This is a genomic window from Variovorax sp. Varisp53 (genome assembly GCF_059491555.1).
Genome location: NZ_CP168512.1, coordinates 2936193 through 2955820, shown reverse-complemented (window position 1 = coordinate 2955820; position 19628 = coordinate 2936193). Strand labels below are relative to the sequence as shown.

Genomic DNA, 19628 nt, shown 5'->3' with positions numbered 1-19628 from the left:
GTGCCACACCTGAATCCCGACACCCTGCCCTCGCTGCCCATCGACGTCGCGAAGCCGCGCTATGACCGCGACGCACTGCGGGCGGGCATCGTCCACCTCGGCGTGGGCGCCTTCCATCGCGCGCACCTCGCGGTCGTCAACGAGGCTGCGCTGCATGCCAGCGGTGACCTGCGCTGGGGCACGGTGGGCGTGTCGCTGCGTGCGGCCGACACGCGCGATGCGCTGCAGCCGCAAGGCGGCCTCTACACGCTGGCACTGCGCGATGCGGCCGACGACGGCAGCCCGCGCGAGGCGCTGCAGGTGGTGGGCAACCTGCTCGACGTGCTCGTGGCGCCGGAAGACCCGCAGGCCGTGCTCGAACGCCTCGCCCATCCGGACACGCGCATCGTCACCCTGACGATCACCGAGAAGGGTTACCACCACGACCCGGCCACCGGCGCGCTGCGGCTGGACGATGCGGACATCGCACGCGACCTCGCACACCCGCAAGCGCCGCGCACGATGCCCGGCTTCGTCGCGTACGCGCTGAACCTGCGCCGCCAGCGCGGGCTGCAGCCCGTCACGCTGCTGTCCTGCGACAACCTGCCCGCGAACGGCGACACGCTGCGCGGCATCGTGCTGGCCTTTGCGCAGCAGGTCGACGAGGCATTGCACAGCTGGATCGACGCGCACTGCACCTTCCCCAATTCGATGGTCGATCGCATCGTGCCGCGCATCACCGACGCCGATCGCGCACGCATCTCCGCGCGCCTCGGTGCCGAAGATGCATGGCCGGTGATCGGCGAGCCCTTTCTCGAATGGGTGGTGGAAGACCGCTTCGCCAATGGGCGCCCCGACTGGGCCGCGGGAGGCGCGCGCTTCGTCCAACATGCGGAACCCTTCGAGCGGCTGAAGCTGCGCATGGTCAACGGCAGCCATTCGGCGCTCGCCTACCTGGGTGCGATGGCGGGCTTTCGCACGGTGGACCGCGCGATGGCGGAGCCGGCCTTGCGCAACTTCATCGATGCGTTGATGCGCGAAGAGATCGCCCCCACGCTGCCGGCCATGCAGGGCCTCGACCTGGACAGCTATCGCGCGCGGCTGCTGCAGCGCTTCTCGAATCCCGCACTGCAGCACCAGACCAAGCAGATCGCGATGGACGGCTCGCAGAAGCTGCCGCAGCGCCTGCTCGGCACCGTGCGCGACCGGCTCGCTGCCAGACAGCCCATCGACCGGCTCGCGCTCGCCATCGCCGCATGGATTCACTACCTGCGCGGCGTGGACGAGACCGGTGCCACGCACGAGATACAAGACCCTCTCGCCGAAGCACTGGCCCAGCGGCTCGTGCAAGCCAACGCGGCACCATCGGTGCAGGAGCGCGTTGCCTTCTTCGCGGGATTCTCGCCAGTCTTCGGCGAGCTCGGCGGTAAACCGCGCTTCGTCGCGGCAGTAGCGCGCCAGCTGGGCGCGCTCGAGACGCGCGGCGTGCTTGGCACGCTGACCGTCTTCGACTCGACGGCCAGCGGCTGACGTCCGGCTCTGCGGCGGCGCCTCAACGCTTCTTGCGGCGCCCCTTGTAGGCGGGCATGGCCTCATAGCGGTAAACGCGGAATCCGTCCTTCTGCATGAAGCTGACCGGCTCCCAGCCGCGTGCCAGCGCGCAGTCGGTGATTTGCGCCATCTGCACGCCAAGGTAGTCCTGCAGGCTGTCGGCCACCGCGAGTTCGAATTTCTTCAGTTCGCGGTCCAGCGACTCCACTGCCGCGATGGCGGCCTCGACGCGGGTGAAGGGACGCACGTGCGTCACCCCCTTGCTGCGCACCGGGGTGGACTCATTCGCGGGGTGTTCCGCGCTGAAATTCACGCTGGCTCCACCTTCCATGCCGTTGAGGCCACCGATGGCGCCCATGCTGCTCATTTCGTTCATGCCATGAATCCCATATCGCGCGGATAGCTGATGCCACTCGGCGCAGTCACGTTGTTGAAGTTCTTCAGGTTGGGCAGGATGCCGTCGAGCTCCGCGTCGGGCACGCCGAACCATTTGGCCAGCGTGGCCGCGTACTGGTCGACCGAGGTGGTCGGCAGCAGCCGGCCCTGGCCGACGTGCCACTGGTCGTCGTCGTTGGTGGTGTTGCCCACGCTCACTGGCGGCGGTGTGCCGTACAGCGCCGTTCCCTTCACCGCGCCGCCGACCACGAAGTGATGGCTGCCCCAGCCGTGGTCGGAACCATTGCCGTTGCTCGACAGCGTGCGGCCGAAATCGGAGGCGGTGAAGGCCGTCACCTTGTCGGCAAGGTGGAGCGCTTCCATCTGCCGCTGGAATGCGGCCATTGCGTCGGACAGCCGCTGCATCAGACCACCCTGCTTCGTGTCGAGGTCGTCGTGCAGGTCGCAGCCACCCATCGAGACGAAGAACACCTGCCGCCGCACGCCCAGTGCGGTACGTCCGCGGATCAGGCGCGCCACCATCTTGAGCTGGTCGGCCAGGTTGTTGCCGCTGGGGAAGTTGCCGCTCAGGTCGTCGGGCTGGATGGCCGCGAATACCTTGCCTTCGGCCTCTACCGCGCGCGTGGTGACCTTGTTGTATTCGTTCTCCAGCGTGTGGCTGCGCGCCTGCTGCGCGAGTTGCTGCATGGCCGCCTTGACGGCCGAGGAGCCATAGACGCTGCCGGTGGTGGCGCTCACGCTGTTGATGCGCACCGCGCCGCGCGTGCCGACCTGGTACTGCAGCGCCTCGTCGCCCGACAGGAATACCGTGTTGCCAGCCACCGAGATGCAGGTGAAGAGCGACGCGTTGCGCTGGCCGCCCAGCATCAGGTCGCCGAGGTTGCCGCCCCATCCGATGGTGGAGCCTTCCGGCGAGGACGACTGCCAGACCGATTGCTGGTCGTTGTGCGAGAACAGCTTGGGCGGGATCGGGAAGGCCTTGCGGTTCGGGCTTTCGAACTGCGCGCGTGTGAGCGGCTTGACGAGCGGACCGACGTTGAGCTGAACGGCCATCTTGCCTTCGTCGAACAGCGTGGCGAGCTTGGTCATCGCCGGGTTCAGCGCGTACTTGCGTCCGTTGGCGAGCGAGACGGCGGGCTTGAGTTCGGTGGCCGCAAGCGCCGCATCGGATGGCAGCGCGATGGCGCCGCGGATAGCGCTGTACTTCGCGTAGCTGTCGGCGTCGTAGTTGACGAGGGTGTTGGCGTAGTCGTTGCCGCCGAATAAAAAGACGCAGACCAGCGCCTTGTAGTCGTCGCCGGGCGCAGCCTGCGCGGCGGCTTCGCCCATGGCGGCGAGGTTGAGCGCGAACGGCAGCGCGGTGCCGGCGATCGCGAGCTGGCCCGTGCGGCGCAGGAAGGCGCGGCGCGTGTGCAGGGCAGGATGGATCAGGTGCATGGTCGGTCGGCTCCGGCTTCTTATTTCTGGACGAGATATTCGGGCGAGCCCATCACCAGCAGCACGCCGGCACAGACGAGGTCGAGCCTGCGGGCATCGGTGGCGGGGTTCGCCAGTGGCGGCTTGCCCAGCGCGTCGGTGATCAACGCCACGGTGGCGGCCGAAAGCTGGTTGCCGGTGAGCAGCAGGTCGAGCCGCAGCACCAGTGCGGCGGGGTCGAGCGCCAGCGCCTTTTCGACCGCGTAGTTCGCCACCACGTCCTTGCCGTTGAAGCCGCCCTGAAGCACGTTCTGCATGAAGTTGAGATAGCCGCCTACGCTGGTCTCGTTGACCAGCTGGAATTCGGGCGCCACCAGCTTGTTGCTGGCGATGGCGGTCGAGGGCGGCACATAGCCGGGGCGGAAGTAATTGAACACAGAGGGCGAGCGCAGCGGACTCTGGCCGAGGCTCTGGCTCGGGTCGGAGGTGTTGCCGATCTCCCAGGTGTCATCGGCCGAACCGATGCCGAAGCTGCGGCCCCATTGCACGAGCCGCAGCATCGGTTCGCGCAAGCGGCCGAAGTTCGGGTCGGAAAGGCCGGCGGGGCCGCGCGCCTCGTCGTCGAGCAGCACGGCCGCGAACACGCTCTTCATGTCTCCGCGCACGCCCGCCCCGTTGTTGGCGAAGGTGTCGGCCACGCGCCTGACGTAGGCCGCGCTTGGGTTGCTCGTGACCAGCCGCTGGATCAGCTGCCGGCCAATGAAGGGGCCGACGTTCGGATGATTGAAGAGCGTGTCGAGCGCGATCTTCAATGCCGCCGGGCCTGGCGTGCCGGCGGGCACCGTGGCACCGAGGAAGCGCGCTTCGAGCATCGAATGGTTACCCGCCGTATAGGCCATCGGCCGCGTGGTCCAGGCATTGGTCTCGATGGTGTAGCTCGCGTCGGGCGGGCGGAAGGCGTTGCGCTCTGCAGAGCGGATGTCGAGGTCGTAGCCGGTGAAGACGCGTGCGAGGTTCGACACGTCACTCTGCACGTAGGTTTCGATGGGCAGGCCGTCGGGGCCGGTCTTCGGCGTGCCGTCGCCTTCGAGCTGGTACAGGCCGATGGTCATGAGCTGCATGACTTCGCGGGCGTAGTTCTCGTCGGGCTGCCGGCCCGAGGCATTTTCCTTCCGGTTGCCGCGGGTATTGAGGTAGAAGCCCATCGCGGGGTTGAGCGTCACGTCTTCCAGCAGCTGGCGGAAGTTGCCGGTGACGCCGCTCACGAGCATGTCCCAGTACTGGGCCATCATGGCGGTGGGCCAGCTCGAGCCGATATCGGTGCCGGAGACCACGAAGATCTCGCTGAGCGCGAGCGCCATGCGCTTGCGCACCGGGTCGGCTGCGGTCATGAGCTGGCGCCAGATCATGGCGTCGGTGTCGACGGCGCCGTAAGTCTTGCCGTTGACCCAGTCCCAGGCGTCAGGATCGCTGGCCGCACCGAACTGCTCGCTGAGCCACGTCATGTAGCCCTTGGCGCGCACGGCGGCGATCTCGCTGTCGGAGGCGGAGAACTGGGCTTGCAGCAGGAAGCGCGCGGCCTCCGCGTCGCTCCGGGCCTGGGGATAGTGATAGGGGCCGGTGTCGGGTGCCGCGCCCGGAACGGCGCCCGGGTCAGCGCCCGGACTGGCGCCCGGACCGGCGCCGAGACCGCCGCCAATGGGAAAGCCGGGCCCCCCAGCGCTGCCTCCGCCCCCACCGCCTCCGCCCCCACCGCATGCGGCCAACGCGGCGGCCATGGAGAACGCGGCTGCAGCCTTCAGGGGCCGCGGGACGTCCGACCTTGTTTCATCGATTGCCGCTGCCGCCGCATGTGCCGGCGCCGCGGCGATGCACATTGCTTCGTCGACCGGGCTTGCGCAGCCGGCCTCGAACTGTTCCACCATGATCCTCGCTCCTCCGGCGTATCGGCGCCGACCGAGCGATCCAAGGCAAGCGGCATGCCCTGCGGGAAACAGGCTGGCGGACATCCAGAAGCCAGCGCCGCCGCCACATTAATGTGTATCAATGTGACTTTTTAGTCACTTCCTGAAACAAAATTGGCATGCCAGCACGACTGGCAGGGCCGTAGTAGATGCGGCCGGGCCGAGGGCTGTAGACGGCTGGCAATGTCACGCGTGCAGCGTCAACGCGCGATCTCCCGGCGCGACAGCATCACATCGCCGCTGTTCGTGTTGAAGGCGATGGTCGGCGCGCTGACATCGCTGAGCGGCGCGCCCAGCCCGATCTCGCCGCGCCCGTGCAGCACGCATTCCTCGCGCCGCAGGGCGATCTCGGTGCTCGGTCCGCCGTTGCCGTGGAAGCGCACCCAGGTGCCGTAGGTGCTGACGTCGATCAGCACGCAGCTGCCCTGTCGCAACTCGATGCGCGCATGCAGCCGCGAGACGCGGGGATCGTTGACCACGAACTGGGCGTCGTTGACGCGTCCGAGGTGGATCGGGAGTTCTTCGGTACGGAACATCGAACGAACGTCGAGCCAGGCCAGTTCGATCTGGCCGAAGGTGGAGTCCGGCATCCGCAGCGGAGCGAGCGCCGCAGGCACGGTGAGGAAGCTCGTCACCTCCTCCTGCCAGTCGATCCGGTGCACCACCGACATCTCGCTGCGGCCGCGGATGTTGATGAGGCCCAGGTCGCGGTGCTGCACCGTACCTTCGCGCAATTGCGAGATGACCGCATCGGTCACCCAGATCTGGCCGGGACCGGCCAGGTCGCTCAGGCGCGAGGCCAGGTTGACGGCGTCGCCGTAGCAGTCGCCCTCGACCTCGACCACCTCGCCGCTGGCCACGCCGATCTGCAGCGCCATGCGCAACGGCACAGGCCACGCGAGCAGCCGCTTCTGGTGATAGCGCTGCAGTTCGACGACGGCGTGCGTGGCGGCAGCACCGCTGGAGAAGATGGCGAACACGCCGTCTCCGAGCGACTTCACCACCCGGCCGCCATGCGCCTGGCACACGCCGCCGATCCATTGCGTCAGCCGCGTCACCGTTTCCGTGGCCCGCGCATTCCCCATGGCCTCGAAGACTCTCGTACTCCCCGTCAAGTCCGCGAATACGACTGTGGAATTGACACCCATATTGTTGTGATTCTCGATTTTTCTATCGCAGGTTGTGAACGTTCAGGCTCTCTACCTTCCTCCGCAAACAGCTCTCCTGGCTATCCATCGCGCACAAAAAGAAGCGGCGTGCGCTCTCTTCGTGTTGACCGCCGGGTATACCCCGTTGGGCACGGAGCAGACATACCAGGGGTCTTTTGGCCGCTTGTAGTGCTTTTGAAAACAAAACACAACGACGGAAAAAATACTAAGCCAAGGGTGTTGTTTGCAAACAAGAAACATCGTTTCAGATCTTGTGGAACTGTTGACTGAGGCTTAAGGTAGCGGCCGTCCTGGCTTCCCACACGCATCCCGCCCATGCTTCTCCGCCTCCTTCGCCTGCTGAACGTACCCGGCTCCGGATCCCGCCAGGCGACGGAGAGCCAGCTGGGGCGCATTCGCACCGCGATGCTGTCGGTGCTCCAGGCCCATGGCGGCCACTCGGTGCAGCGCGTCAGCCAACGCGTGCGCTTCGCGGCCGACGTCGAGGCGCTCTGGTACCTGCGCCAGGACGTGATGATGGCGCTGAGCGCCATCGACGGCGAAACCGCCGCCCGCCGTCAGATGAAAGCCATCAACAGCATGTTCAAGGGCGGATTGCCGGGCTCGATGGGGCCTCGCGCGCACCAGCGCTTTACCAGCAACAACAGCTGAAGCTGCGGCGGCCCTTCGGGGCCGTTTTTCTTTTTTCGCTTTCTTCTCCCTGCCCGTGGTCAATGGGCGTGATGATGATCATGTTCGTGGTGGTGCCCGTGCGCCGACGCGTGCAAGTGGCCCCAGACGAGGAAGACGTCGCGCCCTTCCGCCGCCATCGACACCTTCGCGCCCACCGGCAGCAGCACCTTCGTGGGCACGTGGCCGAACGGCAGGCCCGCCAGCACGGGCACCTTGAGCGAAGCGCGCAGCCGGTCGATCACCGTGTCCAGGCCAAAGCCGCGGTCGTAGCCCGGCACCTTGCGGATGCCCGTGAACTGTCCGAACACGATGGCACGCTGGCGCGCCAGCACGCCGGCCATCTTCAACTGGTCGAGCATGCGTTCGATGCGGTACGGATGCTCGTTGGTGTCCTCGATGAAGAGCACGCCCTTGTCGACCGCGGGAAAGTACGGCGTGCCGAGCAGGCTGGCCAGCACGCAGAGGTTGCCACCCCACAGCACCGCATCCTGCACCGGCTTGAACTTCAGGTCGGCGTCGCGCACCGGCATGCGCCAACCGGTGCCTTCGCCCTGCCCGCTCACGAGGTCGTCGAAGCAGGCTTCCATGATGTCGTCGGGGCCGGCCTCGGCGCCGAAGTCTTCGCCGAGCGCAGGGCCCGACCAGCTCACGGCGCCGGTCTTGACCAGCAGCGCGCTCTGCAGCGCGGTGAAGTCGCTGCAGCCGACGAACTCGGTGCCCTTGCCGATCGCCTTGGCCACGGCCTTGTACGGAATGGCGTCGAGGATGCGCGTGAGGCCGTAGCCGCCGCGCGCGATGAGCGCCACGTCGGCACCGCTTGCTGCGGCGCGCGAAATCGCGGCGAGCCGCGTGACGTCGTCGCCCGCGAAGCGTTGGTAAGCCGAGAGTGCCGCCTCGTCGATTTCGACTTCATGGCCCAGTGCCTGGAGCCGCTTCACGCCACGCCGGAAGGCGGCTTTGTCGCGGACCGCGCTGGCGGGGGAATAGATATAGATGTGTTTGCTCACGTGTTCGAGTATCCCATTGCGTTTCGCACCTGCCGCACGAACGTTCGGGCTTGCGCCGGCGCAGGTCCCGAGGACGTGGCGATGGGGCCGAGCGCGCGCAGCGCTGCTTCGTAGCCCCGATCGGGGAAAGGTGCGCGCCAAGCGCCCTCGATTTGCTCGCCGCCGTCGGGCACGAGCAGCATCGCCGCGAAACGGCCGGGCGCTGCGGCCTGCAGCAGCGCTGCCAGGTCGGTCGCGGCCGCGCTGTGCGCGAGCACCATCGCGCCGGGCTGCACGCGATCCAGCCATTCGAGCAGCACGTCGCGGTGCCATTCGAGGCGATGCGGCGCTTCGCGCTTGGGCTTGTCACTCTTGCCGAAACCGATCAGGTCGGGCACGAGCGTGCGCAGCCCGGGCAGGCCCACGAGGTGCCGGAAGAAGTAGCCCCATTCGCCCGGGCCGTGCAGGCACAGGCAGCAGACGTCGCCCTCACCGCCTTCATCGACGTAGTGCATGCGCCAGCCCTGCTGGCTCGGCAGGTCCTGCACGTGGTGCGGCGCGAAGGCGTAGTCGGTCAGCGCGTCGAAGCGCTCCTGCGGCGTGCGCAGCGCGTCGTCGCGCAAGGGTTCGGCTTGCGCGCGCGCGGCGCTGCGGCGCTGCTGGAAGAAGGCCTGCAGCACGGCGGCGCACTCCTGCGCCAGCACCCCGCCCTGCACCAGCGTGCGATGGTTCAGCCGAGGTTCGGCGAAGAGATCGAGCACCGAGCCGGCTGCACCGGTCTTTGGGTCGGTCGCGCCGAACACGACGCGCGCCAGGCGCGAATGCAGCATCGCCCCCGAACACATCGCGCACGGTTCCAGCGTGACGAACAGCTCGCAGCCATCGAGCCGGTAGTTGCCGAGCGCGGCGGCGCCGGCGCGCAGCGCGTTGATCTCGGCATGCGCGCTCGGATCGTGCTGCGCGACGGGCGCGTTTCGGCCCGTCGCGATCAGCTGGCCGTCCTTGACCAGCACAGCGCCGACGGGCACCTCGCCTGCCTCGGCGGCAAGCTGCGCCTCGGCGAGCGCGAGCGCCATCCAGTGCGCGTCGCCCGGCATCGGCGCGGGAATGGCCTCAGTTGTCATCCGGCATCTGGCGCGCCTTGGCCGCCGCGTCGAGCGCTTCCTTGACCTGCTGCTGCACCTGTTGCGCATTCACAGGCGCTTCGCCTGCCGGTGCGGCAACGCCGGGCACGGCCGGTCGCGAAGAAGAAGCCATGCTCGTCATCTGCTTCTTCGCAACCAGCCCGGCGATCACGAGTGCCAGCACGAGGCCGATGAGCCCGAATCCGCGCATCTCAGCGTTCCTCCGCCACGGGCGCATCGGCCGTCATGCCGAGCCGGCCCATCCACACGGCAAGCGCCTGCTCGTCCGGCGTGCCCGCGCTGTAGACCGCATGCATCGCGGCATGCGACTCGCGGCGGTGCTGGTTGAGCTTGACCTTGCATTGCAGCGCCGTCACGCGCAACTCGAAGCCTGTGATGCCGGCCAGCATCTTGAGCTGGAACTCCTCGCCCAGGTCGCGCCACTGCTGCGCATAGGCAGGCTCGTGGTCGCCGATGAGTTTCTTGAGCAGCGCGTCCTTGTCCGCGGGCTCCTCGATCAGCCGGGCCTCGACGGTGCAGTGCACGGCCAGGTAGTTCCAGGTCGGCACGCGGGCCAGGTCGGGGTACACCGAAGGTGACAGGTACGAATGCGGGCCGAGGAAGGTAACGACCGCCTGGGGTCGCGCCCGCAGGTAGCGCCAGTGCGGATTGGGCTTGGCGCAATGCCCCAGCAGCACCAGTTCGTCGCCACCGCGCGGCTCGGCCACCAGCGGCAGGTGCGTGACGTACGGCAGCCCGTCGTCGTCGTTCGAGATCAGGCTCGCGAACGGGTGCGAGCGCATCAGCTCCAGCGCGATGGACGGATCCTTGGCATTGAACTGCGGGGGCATGTACATGGGCGTTTTTCCTCGTGGCGAGGCCCGATTGTCCCCGAGCTGCCCCTATCTTGTACGCGGCGCCTCCAGCAGTTTCACCATCGCGGTGTAGCCGCGCGCCTTGGCCAGCTGCAGCGGCGTGTTGCCCTGGCGGTCGGTCAGCTTGAGGCTGGCGCCGGCATCGATCAGCGCGGCCAGCGTGCGCTGGTGGCGGGGGCCGCCGTCGCCGAGCACGATGGATTCGATCACGGCCGTCCAGTGCAGGTTGTTGACGTGGTCGAGCGGCGCACCGGCCGCGATCAGCCGCCGCACTACCTCGTCGTGCCCGAGGTGCGCGGCCGCGATCAGCGCGGTGCCGTCGTAGCGGCTCGTGGTCTGCCCAGCCTTGGCGCCGAGCGACAGCAGCAGGGAAAGCGTCGGCGTGTCGTCGGCCACCGACGCGATGGTGACGGCGTCGTAGCGATCGTCGTCGAGCAGGTCGAGGTTGGCGCCGGCCTTGGCCAGCAGCTTGATCGCCTCGCGCTGCCGCGCATGCGTGGCGACATGCAGCGGCGTGCGGCCGCGCGTGTCGCGCGCATCGAGGTTGGCGCCCGAGGCGGCCAGCGCCTTCAGCTTCTGCAGGTCGCCATGCCATGCGGCCTGGTGCAGTCCTTCGTAGGCCAGCACCTCCGCCGCCAGCGGCGGCACCTGGGCGAGCACGCTGACCGGCACGCCCAACCCGAGCGCGATCGCCAGCACACCCGGCCAGATGCCGCGCGCCTTCATCAGAGCAGGCCCTTGACCTTTTCCAGCGCCGCGTTGGCGCACTGGTCGTCGAGGTGGCCGCCGGGTGCGCCGCCCACACCGACCGCGCCGATCACCTCATTGCCCGACTTGACCGGCACGCCGCCGCCCAGCAGCAGGAAGCCCGGCAAGTAGACCAGGTTGGCCGCACCTGCGTTCTTCTGCGCGCCTTCCATCATGGCCTGCGTGGGGCTCTTGGCCGAGGCCGAGGTCCAGGCCTTGCGCTCGCTCGAAGCCAGCGTGTGCGGGCCGGCGTTGTCGGCGCGCTGCACGGCACGCACGGTGCCGGCGCGGTCGACCACGGTGGCCGCCACGTTGTAGCCGTTGGCCGCGCAGGCGGCTACAGCCTCGGCCGCAATCTGGTTGGCCAATGCGAGCGACATGTTCTTTTCGGTGCGCACGGCCGAAGCCGTGGGTGCGGGCGTCTGGGCCTGGACTGCGGAAGCGGCGAGCAGAGCGGCGAGGCCGCCGAGGCGAAGGATGGAATGCATTGTTCGTTTTCTCCAGTGGATGCGGGTGGTTGCGCCGGCAGTTGCCGACGGCTGCGCCACTGTAGAAAACCCGGCGCGCAACGGCCATTCGTACGGCTACGCGCGGTGCTCCGTAGTTCTACGGAGCGCTGTCCACCAGCACGGCATAGCGCCGGATCAATTGCGCGAGCGAATCGCAGCCGAGCTTGGCGAACAGGTTGGCGCGGTGCGTCTCGACCGTGCGAGGCGACAGCTCGAGCGTGCGCGCGATCTCCTTGTTGGTCAGCCCCTGCACGATGAAGGCGAGCACCTCGCGCTCGCGCTCCGACAGCTGCGCCGCCCGCTCGCGCGCGGCGTTGTCGGCCTGCGAGCGTTCGCGCGAGCGCACGTGCTGGCGCACGGCCTGCTGCAGGGCTTCGAGCAATTGCTCGTCGTCCACCGGCTTTTCGAGGAACTCGGCCGCGCCGGCCTTGAAGGCGCGGCGGCACATCTCGACCGTGCCGTGGCCGGTCAGCATGATCACGGGCTGGTCGACGCCCTGCGCCACCAGACGGTCGAGCACCGTGAGCCCGCTGATGCCGGGCATGCGCACGTCGAGCACGATGGCGCCGACGCTCGCGCGGTCGAAGCCGTCGATGAAGGCCTGCGGGTCGGCCCAGGCCTGAACGCGCAGGCCGACCGTGCCGATCAGCAGCGACAGGCTGTCGCGCACCGCCTGGTCGTCGTCGATCAGGTGGACCAGCGGGGATTGCGGAGGATGGATGCTCGATGTGTTCACGGGTTCGGTGCGACCAGTGGCAGCAGCAGGGTGAAGCGCGCGCCGCGGGGCGAGGCGTTGGCCGCGCTCAGACTGCCGCCCATGCCGCTGGCCAGGGTTTCGCTGAGGCTCAGGCCTAGGCCCAGCCCGCCTTCGCGCGTGCTGAAGAAAGGTTCGAAGAGGCGCGGCAGCGCTTCGGGCGCGATGCCGCGTCCGTTGTCGGTCACGGTGAGCACGCCCTCCTGCCCGTTGCGGCCGACCGAGACGACAAGGCGCCGCTCGGCCGCCGGCACGAGCTCGAGCGCCTGAAGCGCGTTCATGAGCAGGTTGTGCACGATCTGCTCGAGGGCCACTGCCTCGGCCTGCACGCGCACCGGCGCCTGCGCGGCGGCGTCGAACTGCGCATTGATCGTGTGCTTCGCGAACTCCGGCGCCAGCAGGTGCATGGCGCTGCGCACCACCTCCTGCAGCACCAGCGGCTTCGCGTCGCCGCCGGCCTCGGGACGCTCGATGACGCGACGCAGGCGCCCCACCACGCCGGCCGCGCGGCGCGCCTGCTCGACGGCCTGCCCCATCGCGTTGCGCGCCGTGGCCAGGTCCGGCGGCTCGTCGTCGAGCAAACGGCGCGCGGCCTGCGCGTTGGCCAGCACCGCCGTGAGGGGCTGGTTGAGTTCGTGCGCCAGCCCGGCAGACAGTTCGCCCAGCGCATTGAGCCGCGCGACCTGCCCGAGCCGCAGCAGCTCTTCGGCCCGCCGCCGCGCAACCCGCTGGCGCTGCGCGGCCCACAGGCCCACCAGCAGCGCGGCCGCGGCCACGGCCCAGCCGGCGATGCCGCGCCACGGCAGCTCGCCCCACCCCACCTGCCGCTCGGCCACGAGGTCGAAGGGCTGGCTCGGCGAGGCCAGCGCCTTGGTCAGGTCGAAGCGCCATCCGTTCGTGGCCGGCGTACCGGGCTGCAGCACGAGCTGCTGCCCGTCGCGCTGCAGGCTCACCCTCACGGGGCTGCGCTGCGGATTCATCGGCCAGTCGCGCCACGGCACGGAACCGGCCAGGTCGATGTCGAGCGCGTAGCTGAACGGCGTGGCGCCGATCACGAGCACATAGCGGCCATGGGCCAGGTCGAGCGCGGCCAGTTCGGGGCGCTGCAGGCTGCGCGAACGCGCCTCGGCCGCGGCCAATGCGCCGGCCTGCGCGCTGTCTGCCCAGGGCTCGTCGCGGTCGCGCCGCTGCACGCGCAGGATCGACGAATACACCGAAGGCAGGCGCTGCTCCGGATGGTCCGCGCCGGTGCTGGGCTCCAGCAGCGCGAGCGTGGCCAGCACGGCGTCGTACTGCACCATCTGCTGGCTCATGAGCCGGTGCGCGATGCGCACGTCGGTCTCGAAGTCCTGGTGCACCTGCGCCAGTTCGGCGCGCGCGAGCCACACCGCGCCCGCGGCGGTGAGCGCCAGCCATGCCAGCCACCAACCACCCTGCGTGCGCAACCACTGTTTCATGGCGCGGATTGTGCCCGGCGCAGCGAGCCCGTCCGGCGTTGGCCGAGAATGCGGGCCCAGACATGGCTGACGTACAGGACTCTCTTTTTCCCGATCTTCCGCGCCCTGAAGAGGCGTCAGCGGCCGCGCCGGCGCCCGCCAAGGCGGAAGCCGAACCGCCCGCGAAGAAGAAATCGCGCACCGGCACGGTCGAGCCCGCCCCCACCGATCCGGCGCTGGTCGAGCTGGCCGCTGCGCTGCCGCCCAAGCTGCGGCTCGGCACCTCGTCGTGGTGTTATCCGGGCTGGGCCAACCTGGTTTGGGATGGCGAATATGCCGAGACCGTGCTGTCGAAGCACGGCCTCTCGGCGCTGGCAAAGCACCCGCTGTTTCGCACCGTGAGCCTGGACCGCAATTTCTACCGCGCCCTCACCGCCAGCCAGTACGCGCGCTACGCGGCGATGGTGCCGGACGACTTCCGCTTCGTGGTGAAGGCGCCGAGCCTCGTGACCGACGCCACCGTGCGCGACGAAAGCGGCCGCGGCATGCAGGCCAACCCCGTGTTCCTCAGCAGCGAGATCGCGCGGCAGGAGTTCGTGCTGCCCGCGCTCGAAGGGCTGGGCCATCGCATCGGCGTGCTGGTGTTCCAGCTGAGCCCGATTCCCGGCCACCTGCTGGCCGACCAGCCCGCGCTGCTGGCACGCATCGCCGAGATGCTTGACTCGCTGCCCGACCTCGCGTCGGTCGCGCCCGATGCGGTGATCGCCGTCGAAGTGCGCGACCCGCAGCTGCTGAACCCCGCCTTCGCCGAGATGCTGCGCAGCGTGCGCGCCACCTTCTGCATGGGCCTGCACGCCAAGATGCCCCCCATCGAGGAGCAGTTGCCGATGCTGCGTGCGCTGTGGCCCGGTCCGCTGGTGTGCAGATGGAACCTGCACCGGCGCCACGGCCGCTTCGGCTACGAGGATGCGGAAAAGCTCTACGGCCCCTTCGACAAGATCGTCGATCCCGATCCCGAGACGCGCGCGGCGCTGGCCAAGGTGATCGCGGGAACCACGCGCGCGGGCCAGAACGCCTTCGTCACCGTGAGCAACAACGCAGAAGGCTGCGCGCCGCTGACCATCGCCCAGCTGGCACGCGACCTCGTCGGCCTGGCGTCGCGCTAGCCGATGCGCTGCTTGGCGGCGACTGTCATCTCGACTTCGACCGTCGCATTCTTCGGCAGTGCATACACACCGACCGCCGTGCGCACGTGCACGCCGGCCTCGCCGAACACACGGTGCAAGAGGTCGGAAGCGGCATCGGCCACTTCGCTCTGCTGCGTGAAGTCGGCCGTGCATTGCACGAACGCGCCGACGCGCAAGACCTTCTCGATGGCATCGAGCGAACCGAAGGCCCTGCGCAGCAGCGCCAGGCTGCGCAGCGTGCAGATCTGCGCGCCTTCGCGGGCCTTGTCGAGCGACACCGTATCGCCGACGCGGCCGGTGACCACCACCGTGGTGCCCACGCGCGGCACCTGGCCGCTGAGGTAGACCGTGCGGCCGTCGCGCACGAGCGGCACATAGTGGCCGCCGGCGATGATTTCGCCATCGAAGCTGTGGCCCAGCTCCGCGGCAATCTGGTCGGCGATCTGGTCCCGGGTCTTTTCTGCTGTCATGGCGCTTCCGTGAAAGGGAGGCTCATTGTCGCCAGCCCTCTCACCGCGCAACAGATACAGAGACTGCAGATCAGCGGCAGAACAGATCAGCCCTCGAACGCGAGAAACACCCGCCCGTCCTCGATCTTCACCGGGTAGCTGCGCAGGTCTTCGGTGAGCGGCGCGCACATCGCCTTGCCCGTGCGCACGTCGAAGCGCCCCTGGTGCAGCGGGCATTCGATTTCGTGGCCTTCGAGAAAACCGTCGCACAGCCGCGCATGGCCGTGCGTGCAGATGTTGTCCGTGGCGTGGATGCCGTCCTCGGTGCCGTAGAGGGCGATGTCGCGCCCCTGCACCTCGATGCCCACCACGTCGTCGGAGGGAATGTCGTCGACGGCCGCGGCGTCGACCCAGGTCATGGTGCTCATGGTCGCTTTCAGATGGGGTAGATGATGGAGTTCGGGATCATTTCGCTGTCGAACACGCACAGGCGCGACGCGAACTTCAGGCCTTCAGGTGTGGGCACCACGGCGTCGATGTAGCGGCCGACGTTGAACACCGTCGAAGGCCCGTCGAGCTTGGTGCGGAACACCGCGTAGTTGGCCTCGCTGTGGATCGTGCCGTCTTCGTCGACCTTGTGCACCAGTGGCAGGCCGACGACGTGGCGCTGGTAGTACGGATCGTGGAACAGCGTCTCCTTGATGCCGTAGACCCGGTCTTCCAGCATGCCCCGGCTCTCGAACGAGAGCGTGGCCAGCGGCAAATTGCGCTCGTGGTTTTCGCGCGGCTGAAGGCGGTAGCTGCATTGCTCCGTGAAGAACGCGGGCCACAGGTCCCAGTGACCGGAATCGACCGCATGGGCATAGGCCGCATAGAGGCGCGACAGCTCCAGGTAGGCGTTGGCTTCGAGGTTCTTCATGCTTCCATCACCTCGCGCCAGTAGCGGTACATGCCGCGAATCAGTGTCTCCGTCACCATGTGGTCGGTGTTCTCCACCTCGCGCCCGCCGAGCTCGGCCAGCGTGCGGTGGAAGGGCTTCTGCTCGAAGCCTTCTTGCGAGAACTCGATTACTTCGCCGTCATCGGCCGAGACGAAACCCGCCGGGCCGAACAGGTTGGCCTGGCGCAGTCGCCGTTGTGTCATCTCCTCGGTGTCGTCCTCGAAGCCGAAATGCGTCCAGACGAAATCGAAGGCGTCGTGTCCCACGGGCTGGATGTGCCGGGTCGAGACGCTGTTGACCTGCTGCTGAAGGATCAGGCTGGGGAACAACGTCATCATCACCGCGGTCGGCCCGCCCCACCAGGGCTCGGGCACGATGTCGAGAAAGCGCGGGTCCTTCAGCTGCATGCTCTCCTTGAAGCTCGACACCTGCGTGACCTGCGACGCCTTGCCGCCGGTGCCGCGCGTGGAGATCATCGCGGCGTGGCGGCCGTGCGCGTCCATCTTCAGTTCCGACTTGTTGTCGGCGCGCCAGAGCCCGAAGGTCACGAACCAAGTATGCAGCAGGCCCGGGTGGTACGGGTCCTTGATGTTCTCCTGCATGAGCTTCCAGTTGCCTGGAATGCGCTGGCGGCTGTAGCCGAGGATGGTGAGCTTGCGGCCGTCGAACAGGCGGTCGAAGTAGTGCAGGATGTCGGGTCCGAGAAAGTCCTCGAGCGACTCGATGCCATGGTCGAACGACGCGAACACCACGCCGCCGCGCGAGGCCACCTTGAGCTTGGTCAGGCCGTGCTCCTCGGTTTTGAAGTCCGGTGGCATGCCGCCGTTGACCTTGCCGTCCTGCTTCACGCCGCGGCGGAACGGCACGCCCTGCAGGTCGCCCTTGAGCGTGTAGTTCCACTGGTGGTAGGGGCAGACGAACTCCTTGCGGTTGCCATGGCGCTCGCGGCAGAACTGCATGCCGCGGTGCGCGCAGACGTTCTCGAAGACGTGGATCACGCCCTCTTCGTCGCGCGACATGACGACCGACCGCTCGCCGATGGCAGTGCGCTTGAAATCGCCGGGGTTCGGAATCTCGGCTTCGAGACCGACGTAGCACCAGTGCTTTTCGTAGAAGAAGCGCTGCAGCTCCTTCTTGTGCAGCGCCTCGTCGGTATAGGCCATGAAGGGAATGCGGCTGCTCTTTTCGCTTTCCCATTTCAGCTCGATGGGGAACACGGTTTGCGTGGTCATCGCGGGTCTCCTCTTTTCTCGTGGTTTCTTGCTTCAGACGCCTTGCAGGTAGAAGGCATCGGCGTGGATCTGCTCGGGCGCGAGGCTCCGGCCACGCACCAGCTGAGTCACGGCCTCGACCATTGGCGGCGAGCCGCACAGGTAGGCGCGCCATCCATCGAGGTTACCGGACCAGTCGGCGCGGATGGCATCGGTGATGAGGCCCACACGCTGGTTTTCTTTCGCGGGGCCGGTGACGACCACCACGTGCACATTCAACCCTGGATGCTGCGCCTGCAGTTCGCGCAGCTCGCCCAGGCCGTAGACGTCGGCATCGGAGCGCACACCCAGATAGAGGTGGATAGGCTGCGTCAGCCCGGTCGCTATGGCACCGCGCACGATCGAGAGGATGGGCGCCAGCCCCGTGCCGCCTGCCGCGCAGAGCATGGGCCCGCGGTGTTTGGTACGCAGGTAGGCGGTGCCCAGCGGCCCGCTCACGCGGACCGAATCGCCAACGCGCAGCTGCTCGAAGATGTGCGCCGTGACGCGCCCGCCGGGCACCCTGCGCACGTGGAATTCAAGCTCGGCGTCGCGGCTCAGTCCGGCCATGGAATACGGCCGCGCCAAGTCGGGCGCGAACTGCAGTTGCGCATACTGACCCGGGGAAAACTCCAGCGGCTTGTTCGGCTTGAGGCGCAGGCGGCGGATGTCGTGCGTGAGCACGTCGATGCCGGTGACCGTCGCCTTCAGGATGCGCGCCGGGTGCACCACCACTTCGTCGGGCTCCGGAATCTCGATGGCGCAACTTTCGGTCAGCGTGCTCTGGCAGGCCAGCACGTAGCGCTCGCCCTGCCCGTCCGGTCGGATCGCGTCCTGGCCGCCGTCGAGCAGCTGGCCCGACACCACCTTGCAGCGGCAGGTGCCGCAGCGCCCCGACATGCAGCTGTACGACACCGGCACATGGTGTTCGCGCAGCACTTCGAGCAGGTTCGCGCCGGGGCGGACCTCGAGGGTGCGGGCAAGGGGGTGAATGTGAAGGTCCATCGTGGGTTTCTCTTGCGCCGGTGTGGATCCAGCTTGTCTCCGGGACCGATGATGCTCGGCACCGGCCGATTGACCAATAGAATTTGGTGAATCATCTGCATCACTGTGCTGAATAAAGGTACGCCATGCAACTCAAGGACATCGACCTCAATCTGCTGCTGGTGTTCGACCGCATGCTGGCCGAAAAGCGCGTGTCGGCCGTGGCTGAATCGCTCGGGCTTTCGCAGCCGGCCATCAGCAATGCGTTGGCGCGGCTGCGCAAGCTGCTAGGCGACGAACTGTTCCTGCGCACCGCGCGCGGCATGGAGCCCACCCCCTTCGCGCTGCAGCTGGCCGAACCGGTGGCCTACGCCATGGGCGCGCTGCACACCGCACTCAACCAGCAGGTGGTGTTCGACCCCGCCACGAGCACGCGCGGATTCACGCTCGCGATGACCGACATCGGCGAGATCTACTTCACGCCGAGGCTGATGGAGGCGCTGTCGGTGGCGGCGCCGGGCGTGACGATCAGCACGGTACGCAACAACACCGCGACCAACCTGCGCGACGAGTTGGAAGCCGGCCACGTCGACATCGCCATCGGCCTGCTGCCACAGCTGAAAGCGGGCGTGTTCCAGCGCCGGCTGTTCCTGCAGCGCTACGTGTGCCTGTTCTCGAACGCGCATCCGCTCGCGTACAAGCGCAGCGTTTCGCTCAAGGACTTCGGCGCGGCCGACCACGTGCAGGTGCTGGCTGCCGGCACGGGCCACGGCAAGGCAGACGACGTGATGGCGGCACAGGGCATCCAGCGGCGCATCCGGCTCAAGGTGCCGCACTTCGTGGCCATTGGCCACATCCTGCGATCGAGCGAGATGATCGCGACCGTGCCCGAACGGCTCGCACAGAGCATCGCCGAGCCGTTCGGACTGGTGTGGCGCCCACATCCGGTGGCGCTGCCGCAGATCGCGATCAACCTGTTCTGGCACGCGAAGGTGCACCGCGATCCGGGCAACCAGTGGCTGCGCGGGCTGTTGTTCGACAACTTTGCCGATGGTGACTAGATCGGGCCTCGTTCTCGCGTGTCGAATCCGGCAAATTTGATTATTTATTGAAACCATATTCCGACCTTCCAAAGCGAGGGAAAGCACCTACGGTCGAGCGCCGAATCCCGCTTGTATTGGTTATTTTTCATAACCACAATCCAGCCAGCGAAGAGCACACGATGACTGGTATCTCTTTC

Annotated in this window: 21 protein-coding genes; 4 read left to right on the top strand and 17 right to left on the bottom strand. The window is 67.7% G+C overall.

Annotation, left to right across the window (positions count from 1 at the left end; genetic code table 11):
* Positions 1 to 1509 (top strand): mannitol dehydrogenase family protein, encoded by a 1509-nt coding sequence (locus tag ACEOAB_RS13890; RefSeq protein WP_413749098.1) that lies wholly within the window; start codon positions 1 to 3, stop codon positions 1507 to 1509.
* A gap of 22 nt (positions 1510 to 1531) precedes the next feature.
* Here ACEOAB_RS13890 and ACEOAB_RS13885 read toward each other — a convergent pair whose 3' ends face one another.
* The 4 genes from ACEOAB_RS13885 to ACEOAB_RS13870 form a co-directional block, all read right to left on the bottom strand.
* Entirely contained in the window at positions 1532 to 1906 is a 375-nt protein-coding gene (locus tag ACEOAB_RS13885; RefSeq protein WP_413749097.1) for a hypothetical protein, read from the bottom strand.
* Positions 1903 to 3363 (bottom strand): DUF1501 domain-containing protein, encoded by a 1461-nt coding sequence (locus ACEOAB_RS13880; protein WP_413749096.1) that lies wholly within the window; start codon positions 3361 to 3363, stop codon positions 1903 to 1905. The genes ACEOAB_RS13885 and ACEOAB_RS13880 overlap by 4 nt, the downstream gene beginning before the upstream one ends.
* A 20-nt stretch (positions 3364 to 3383) precedes the next feature.
* A complete protein-coding gene (locus tag ACEOAB_RS13875) occupies positions 3384 to 5267 on the bottom strand; it encodes a DUF1800 domain-containing protein (RefSeq protein ID WP_495653783.1) in 1884 nt (627 codons plus the stop codon).
* 239 nt (positions 5268 to 5506) lie between these two features.
* Positions 5507 to 6454: an adenylate/guanylate cyclase domain-containing protein gene (locus ACEOAB_RS13870; RefSeq protein WP_007832214.1), complete on the bottom strand. Its 948-nt coding sequence runs from the start codon at positions 6452 to 6454 to the stop codon at positions 5507 to 5509.
* A 336-nt stretch (positions 6455 to 6790) separates the two neighbouring features.
* Between ACEOAB_RS13870 and ACEOAB_RS13865 the strand changes: the two genes are divergently transcribed.
* Positions 6791 to 7126, top strand: coding sequence for a hypothetical protein (locus ACEOAB_RS13865; protein WP_056596754.1), 336 nt, complete (start codon positions 6791 to 6793; stop codon positions 7124 to 7126).
* A 59-nt stretch (positions 7127 to 7185) separates the two neighbouring features.
* Here the strand turns inward: ACEOAB_RS13865 and ACEOAB_RS13860 are convergent, their stop codons facing one another.
* The 8 genes from ACEOAB_RS13860 to ACEOAB_RS13825 form a co-directional block, all read right to left on the bottom strand.
* Positions 7186 to 8154: an LD-carboxypeptidase gene (locus ACEOAB_RS13860; RefSeq protein WP_413750580.1), complete on the bottom strand. Its 969-nt coding sequence runs from the start codon at positions 8152 to 8154 to the stop codon at positions 7186 to 7188.
* The gene (gene tadA, locus ACEOAB_RS13855) at positions 8151 to 9257 is read right to left on the bottom strand and encodes a tRNA adenosine(34) deaminase TadA (protein WP_413750581.1); all 1107 of its coding nucleotides are present in this window, start codon (positions 9255 to 9257) and stop codon (positions 8151 to 8153) included. Before tadA ends, ACEOAB_RS13860 begins: the two co-directional genes overlap by 4 nt.
* Positions 9247 to 9468, bottom strand: a complete 222-nt coding sequence (locus ACEOAB_RS13850; protein ID WP_056518417.1) for a hypothetical protein — start codon at positions 9466 to 9468, stop codon at positions 9247 to 9249. The genes tadA and ACEOAB_RS13850 overlap by 11 nt, the downstream gene beginning before the upstream one ends.
* Position 9469: 1 nt before the next feature.
* Positions 9470 to 10114 carry an FMN-binding negative transcriptional regulator gene (locus ACEOAB_RS13845; protein ID WP_413750582.1) on the bottom strand — a complete coding sequence of 215 codons (645 nt, stop codon included), beginning with the start codon at positions 10112 to 10114 and terminating at the stop codon, positions 9470 to 9472.
* Positions 10115 to 10159: 45 nt separating this feature from the next.
* Complete coding sequence (locus ACEOAB_RS13840) at positions 10160 to 10858, bottom strand: ankyrin repeat domain-containing protein (protein WP_056596741.1); 699 nt, start codon at positions 10856 to 10858, stop codon at positions 10160 to 10162.
* Positions 10858 to 11367: a GlcG/HbpS family heme-binding protein gene (locus tag ACEOAB_RS13835; RefSeq protein WP_413750583.1), complete on the bottom strand. Its 510-nt coding sequence runs from the start codon at positions 11365 to 11367 to the stop codon at positions 10858 to 10860. Before ACEOAB_RS13835 ends, ACEOAB_RS13840 begins: the two co-directional genes overlap by 1 nt.
* 118 nt (positions 11368 to 11485) lie before the next feature.
* Positions 11486 to 12124, bottom strand: coding sequence for a response regulator transcription factor (locus ACEOAB_RS13830; RefSeq protein WP_413750584.1), 639 nt, complete (start codon positions 12122 to 12124; stop codon positions 11486 to 11488).
* Positions 12121 to 13599 (bottom strand): sensor histidine kinase, encoded by a 1479-nt coding sequence (locus ACEOAB_RS13825; protein WP_056596725.1) that lies wholly within the window; start codon positions 13597 to 13599, stop codon positions 12121 to 12123. Before ACEOAB_RS13825 ends, ACEOAB_RS13830 begins: the two co-directional genes overlap by 4 nt.
* Before the next feature lie 62 nt (positions 13600 to 13661).
* Between ACEOAB_RS13825 and ACEOAB_RS13820 the strand changes: the two genes are divergently transcribed.
* Positions 13662 to 14744, top strand: coding sequence for a DUF72 domain-containing protein (locus ACEOAB_RS13820; protein WP_495653782.1), 1083 nt, complete (start codon positions 13662 to 13664; stop codon positions 14742 to 14744).
* On the opposite strand, the gene ACEOAB_RS13815 is transcribed toward ACEOAB_RS13820, so the two are convergent.
* The 5 genes from ACEOAB_RS13815 to ACEOAB_RS13795 form a co-directional block, all read right to left on the bottom strand.
* Positions 14741 to 15235 (bottom strand): RidA family protein, encoded by a 495-nt coding sequence (locus ACEOAB_RS13815; RefSeq protein ID WP_413748833.1) that lies wholly within the window; start codon positions 15233 to 15235, stop codon positions 14741 to 14743. The two genes, ACEOAB_RS13820 and ACEOAB_RS13815, sit on opposite strands and share 4 nt — an antisense overlap.
* Positions 15236 to 15321: 86 nt before the next feature.
* On the bottom strand, positions 15322 to 15642 hold the full coding sequence (locus ACEOAB_RS13810) for a non-heme iron oxygenase ferredoxin subunit (RefSeq protein ID WP_413748834.1): 321 nt from the start codon (positions 15640 to 15642) through the stop codon (positions 15322 to 15324).
* A gap of 8 nt (positions 15643 to 15650) precedes the next feature.
* The gene (locus tag ACEOAB_RS13805) at positions 15651 to 16133 is read right to left on the bottom strand and encodes an aromatic-ring-hydroxylating dioxygenase subunit beta (RefSeq protein ID WP_413748835.1); all 483 of its coding nucleotides are present in this window, start codon (positions 16131 to 16133) and stop codon (positions 15651 to 15653) included.
* Positions 16130 to 17386: an aromatic ring-hydroxylating dioxygenase subunit alpha gene (locus ACEOAB_RS13800; protein ID WP_056596714.1), complete on the bottom strand. Its 1257-nt coding sequence runs from the start codon at positions 17384 to 17386 to the stop codon at positions 16130 to 16132. Before ACEOAB_RS13800 ends, ACEOAB_RS13805 begins: the two co-directional genes overlap by 4 nt.
* Before the next feature lie 33 nt (positions 17387 to 17419).
* Positions 17420 to 18409 carry a 2Fe-2S iron-sulfur cluster-binding protein gene (locus tag ACEOAB_RS13795; protein WP_056596711.1) on the bottom strand — a complete coding sequence of 330 codons (990 nt, stop codon included), beginning with the start codon at positions 18407 to 18409 and terminating at the stop codon, positions 17420 to 17422.
* Between the two features lie 125 nt (positions 18410 to 18534).
* On the opposite strand from ACEOAB_RS13795, the gene ACEOAB_RS13790 reads away from it, so the two are divergent.
* On the top strand, positions 18535 to 19449 hold the full coding sequence (locus ACEOAB_RS13790; RefSeq protein ID WP_056596708.1) for a LysR family transcriptional regulator: 915 nt from the start codon (positions 18535 to 18537) through the stop codon (positions 19447 to 19449).
* Positions 19450 to 19628: the final 179 nt, after the last annotated feature.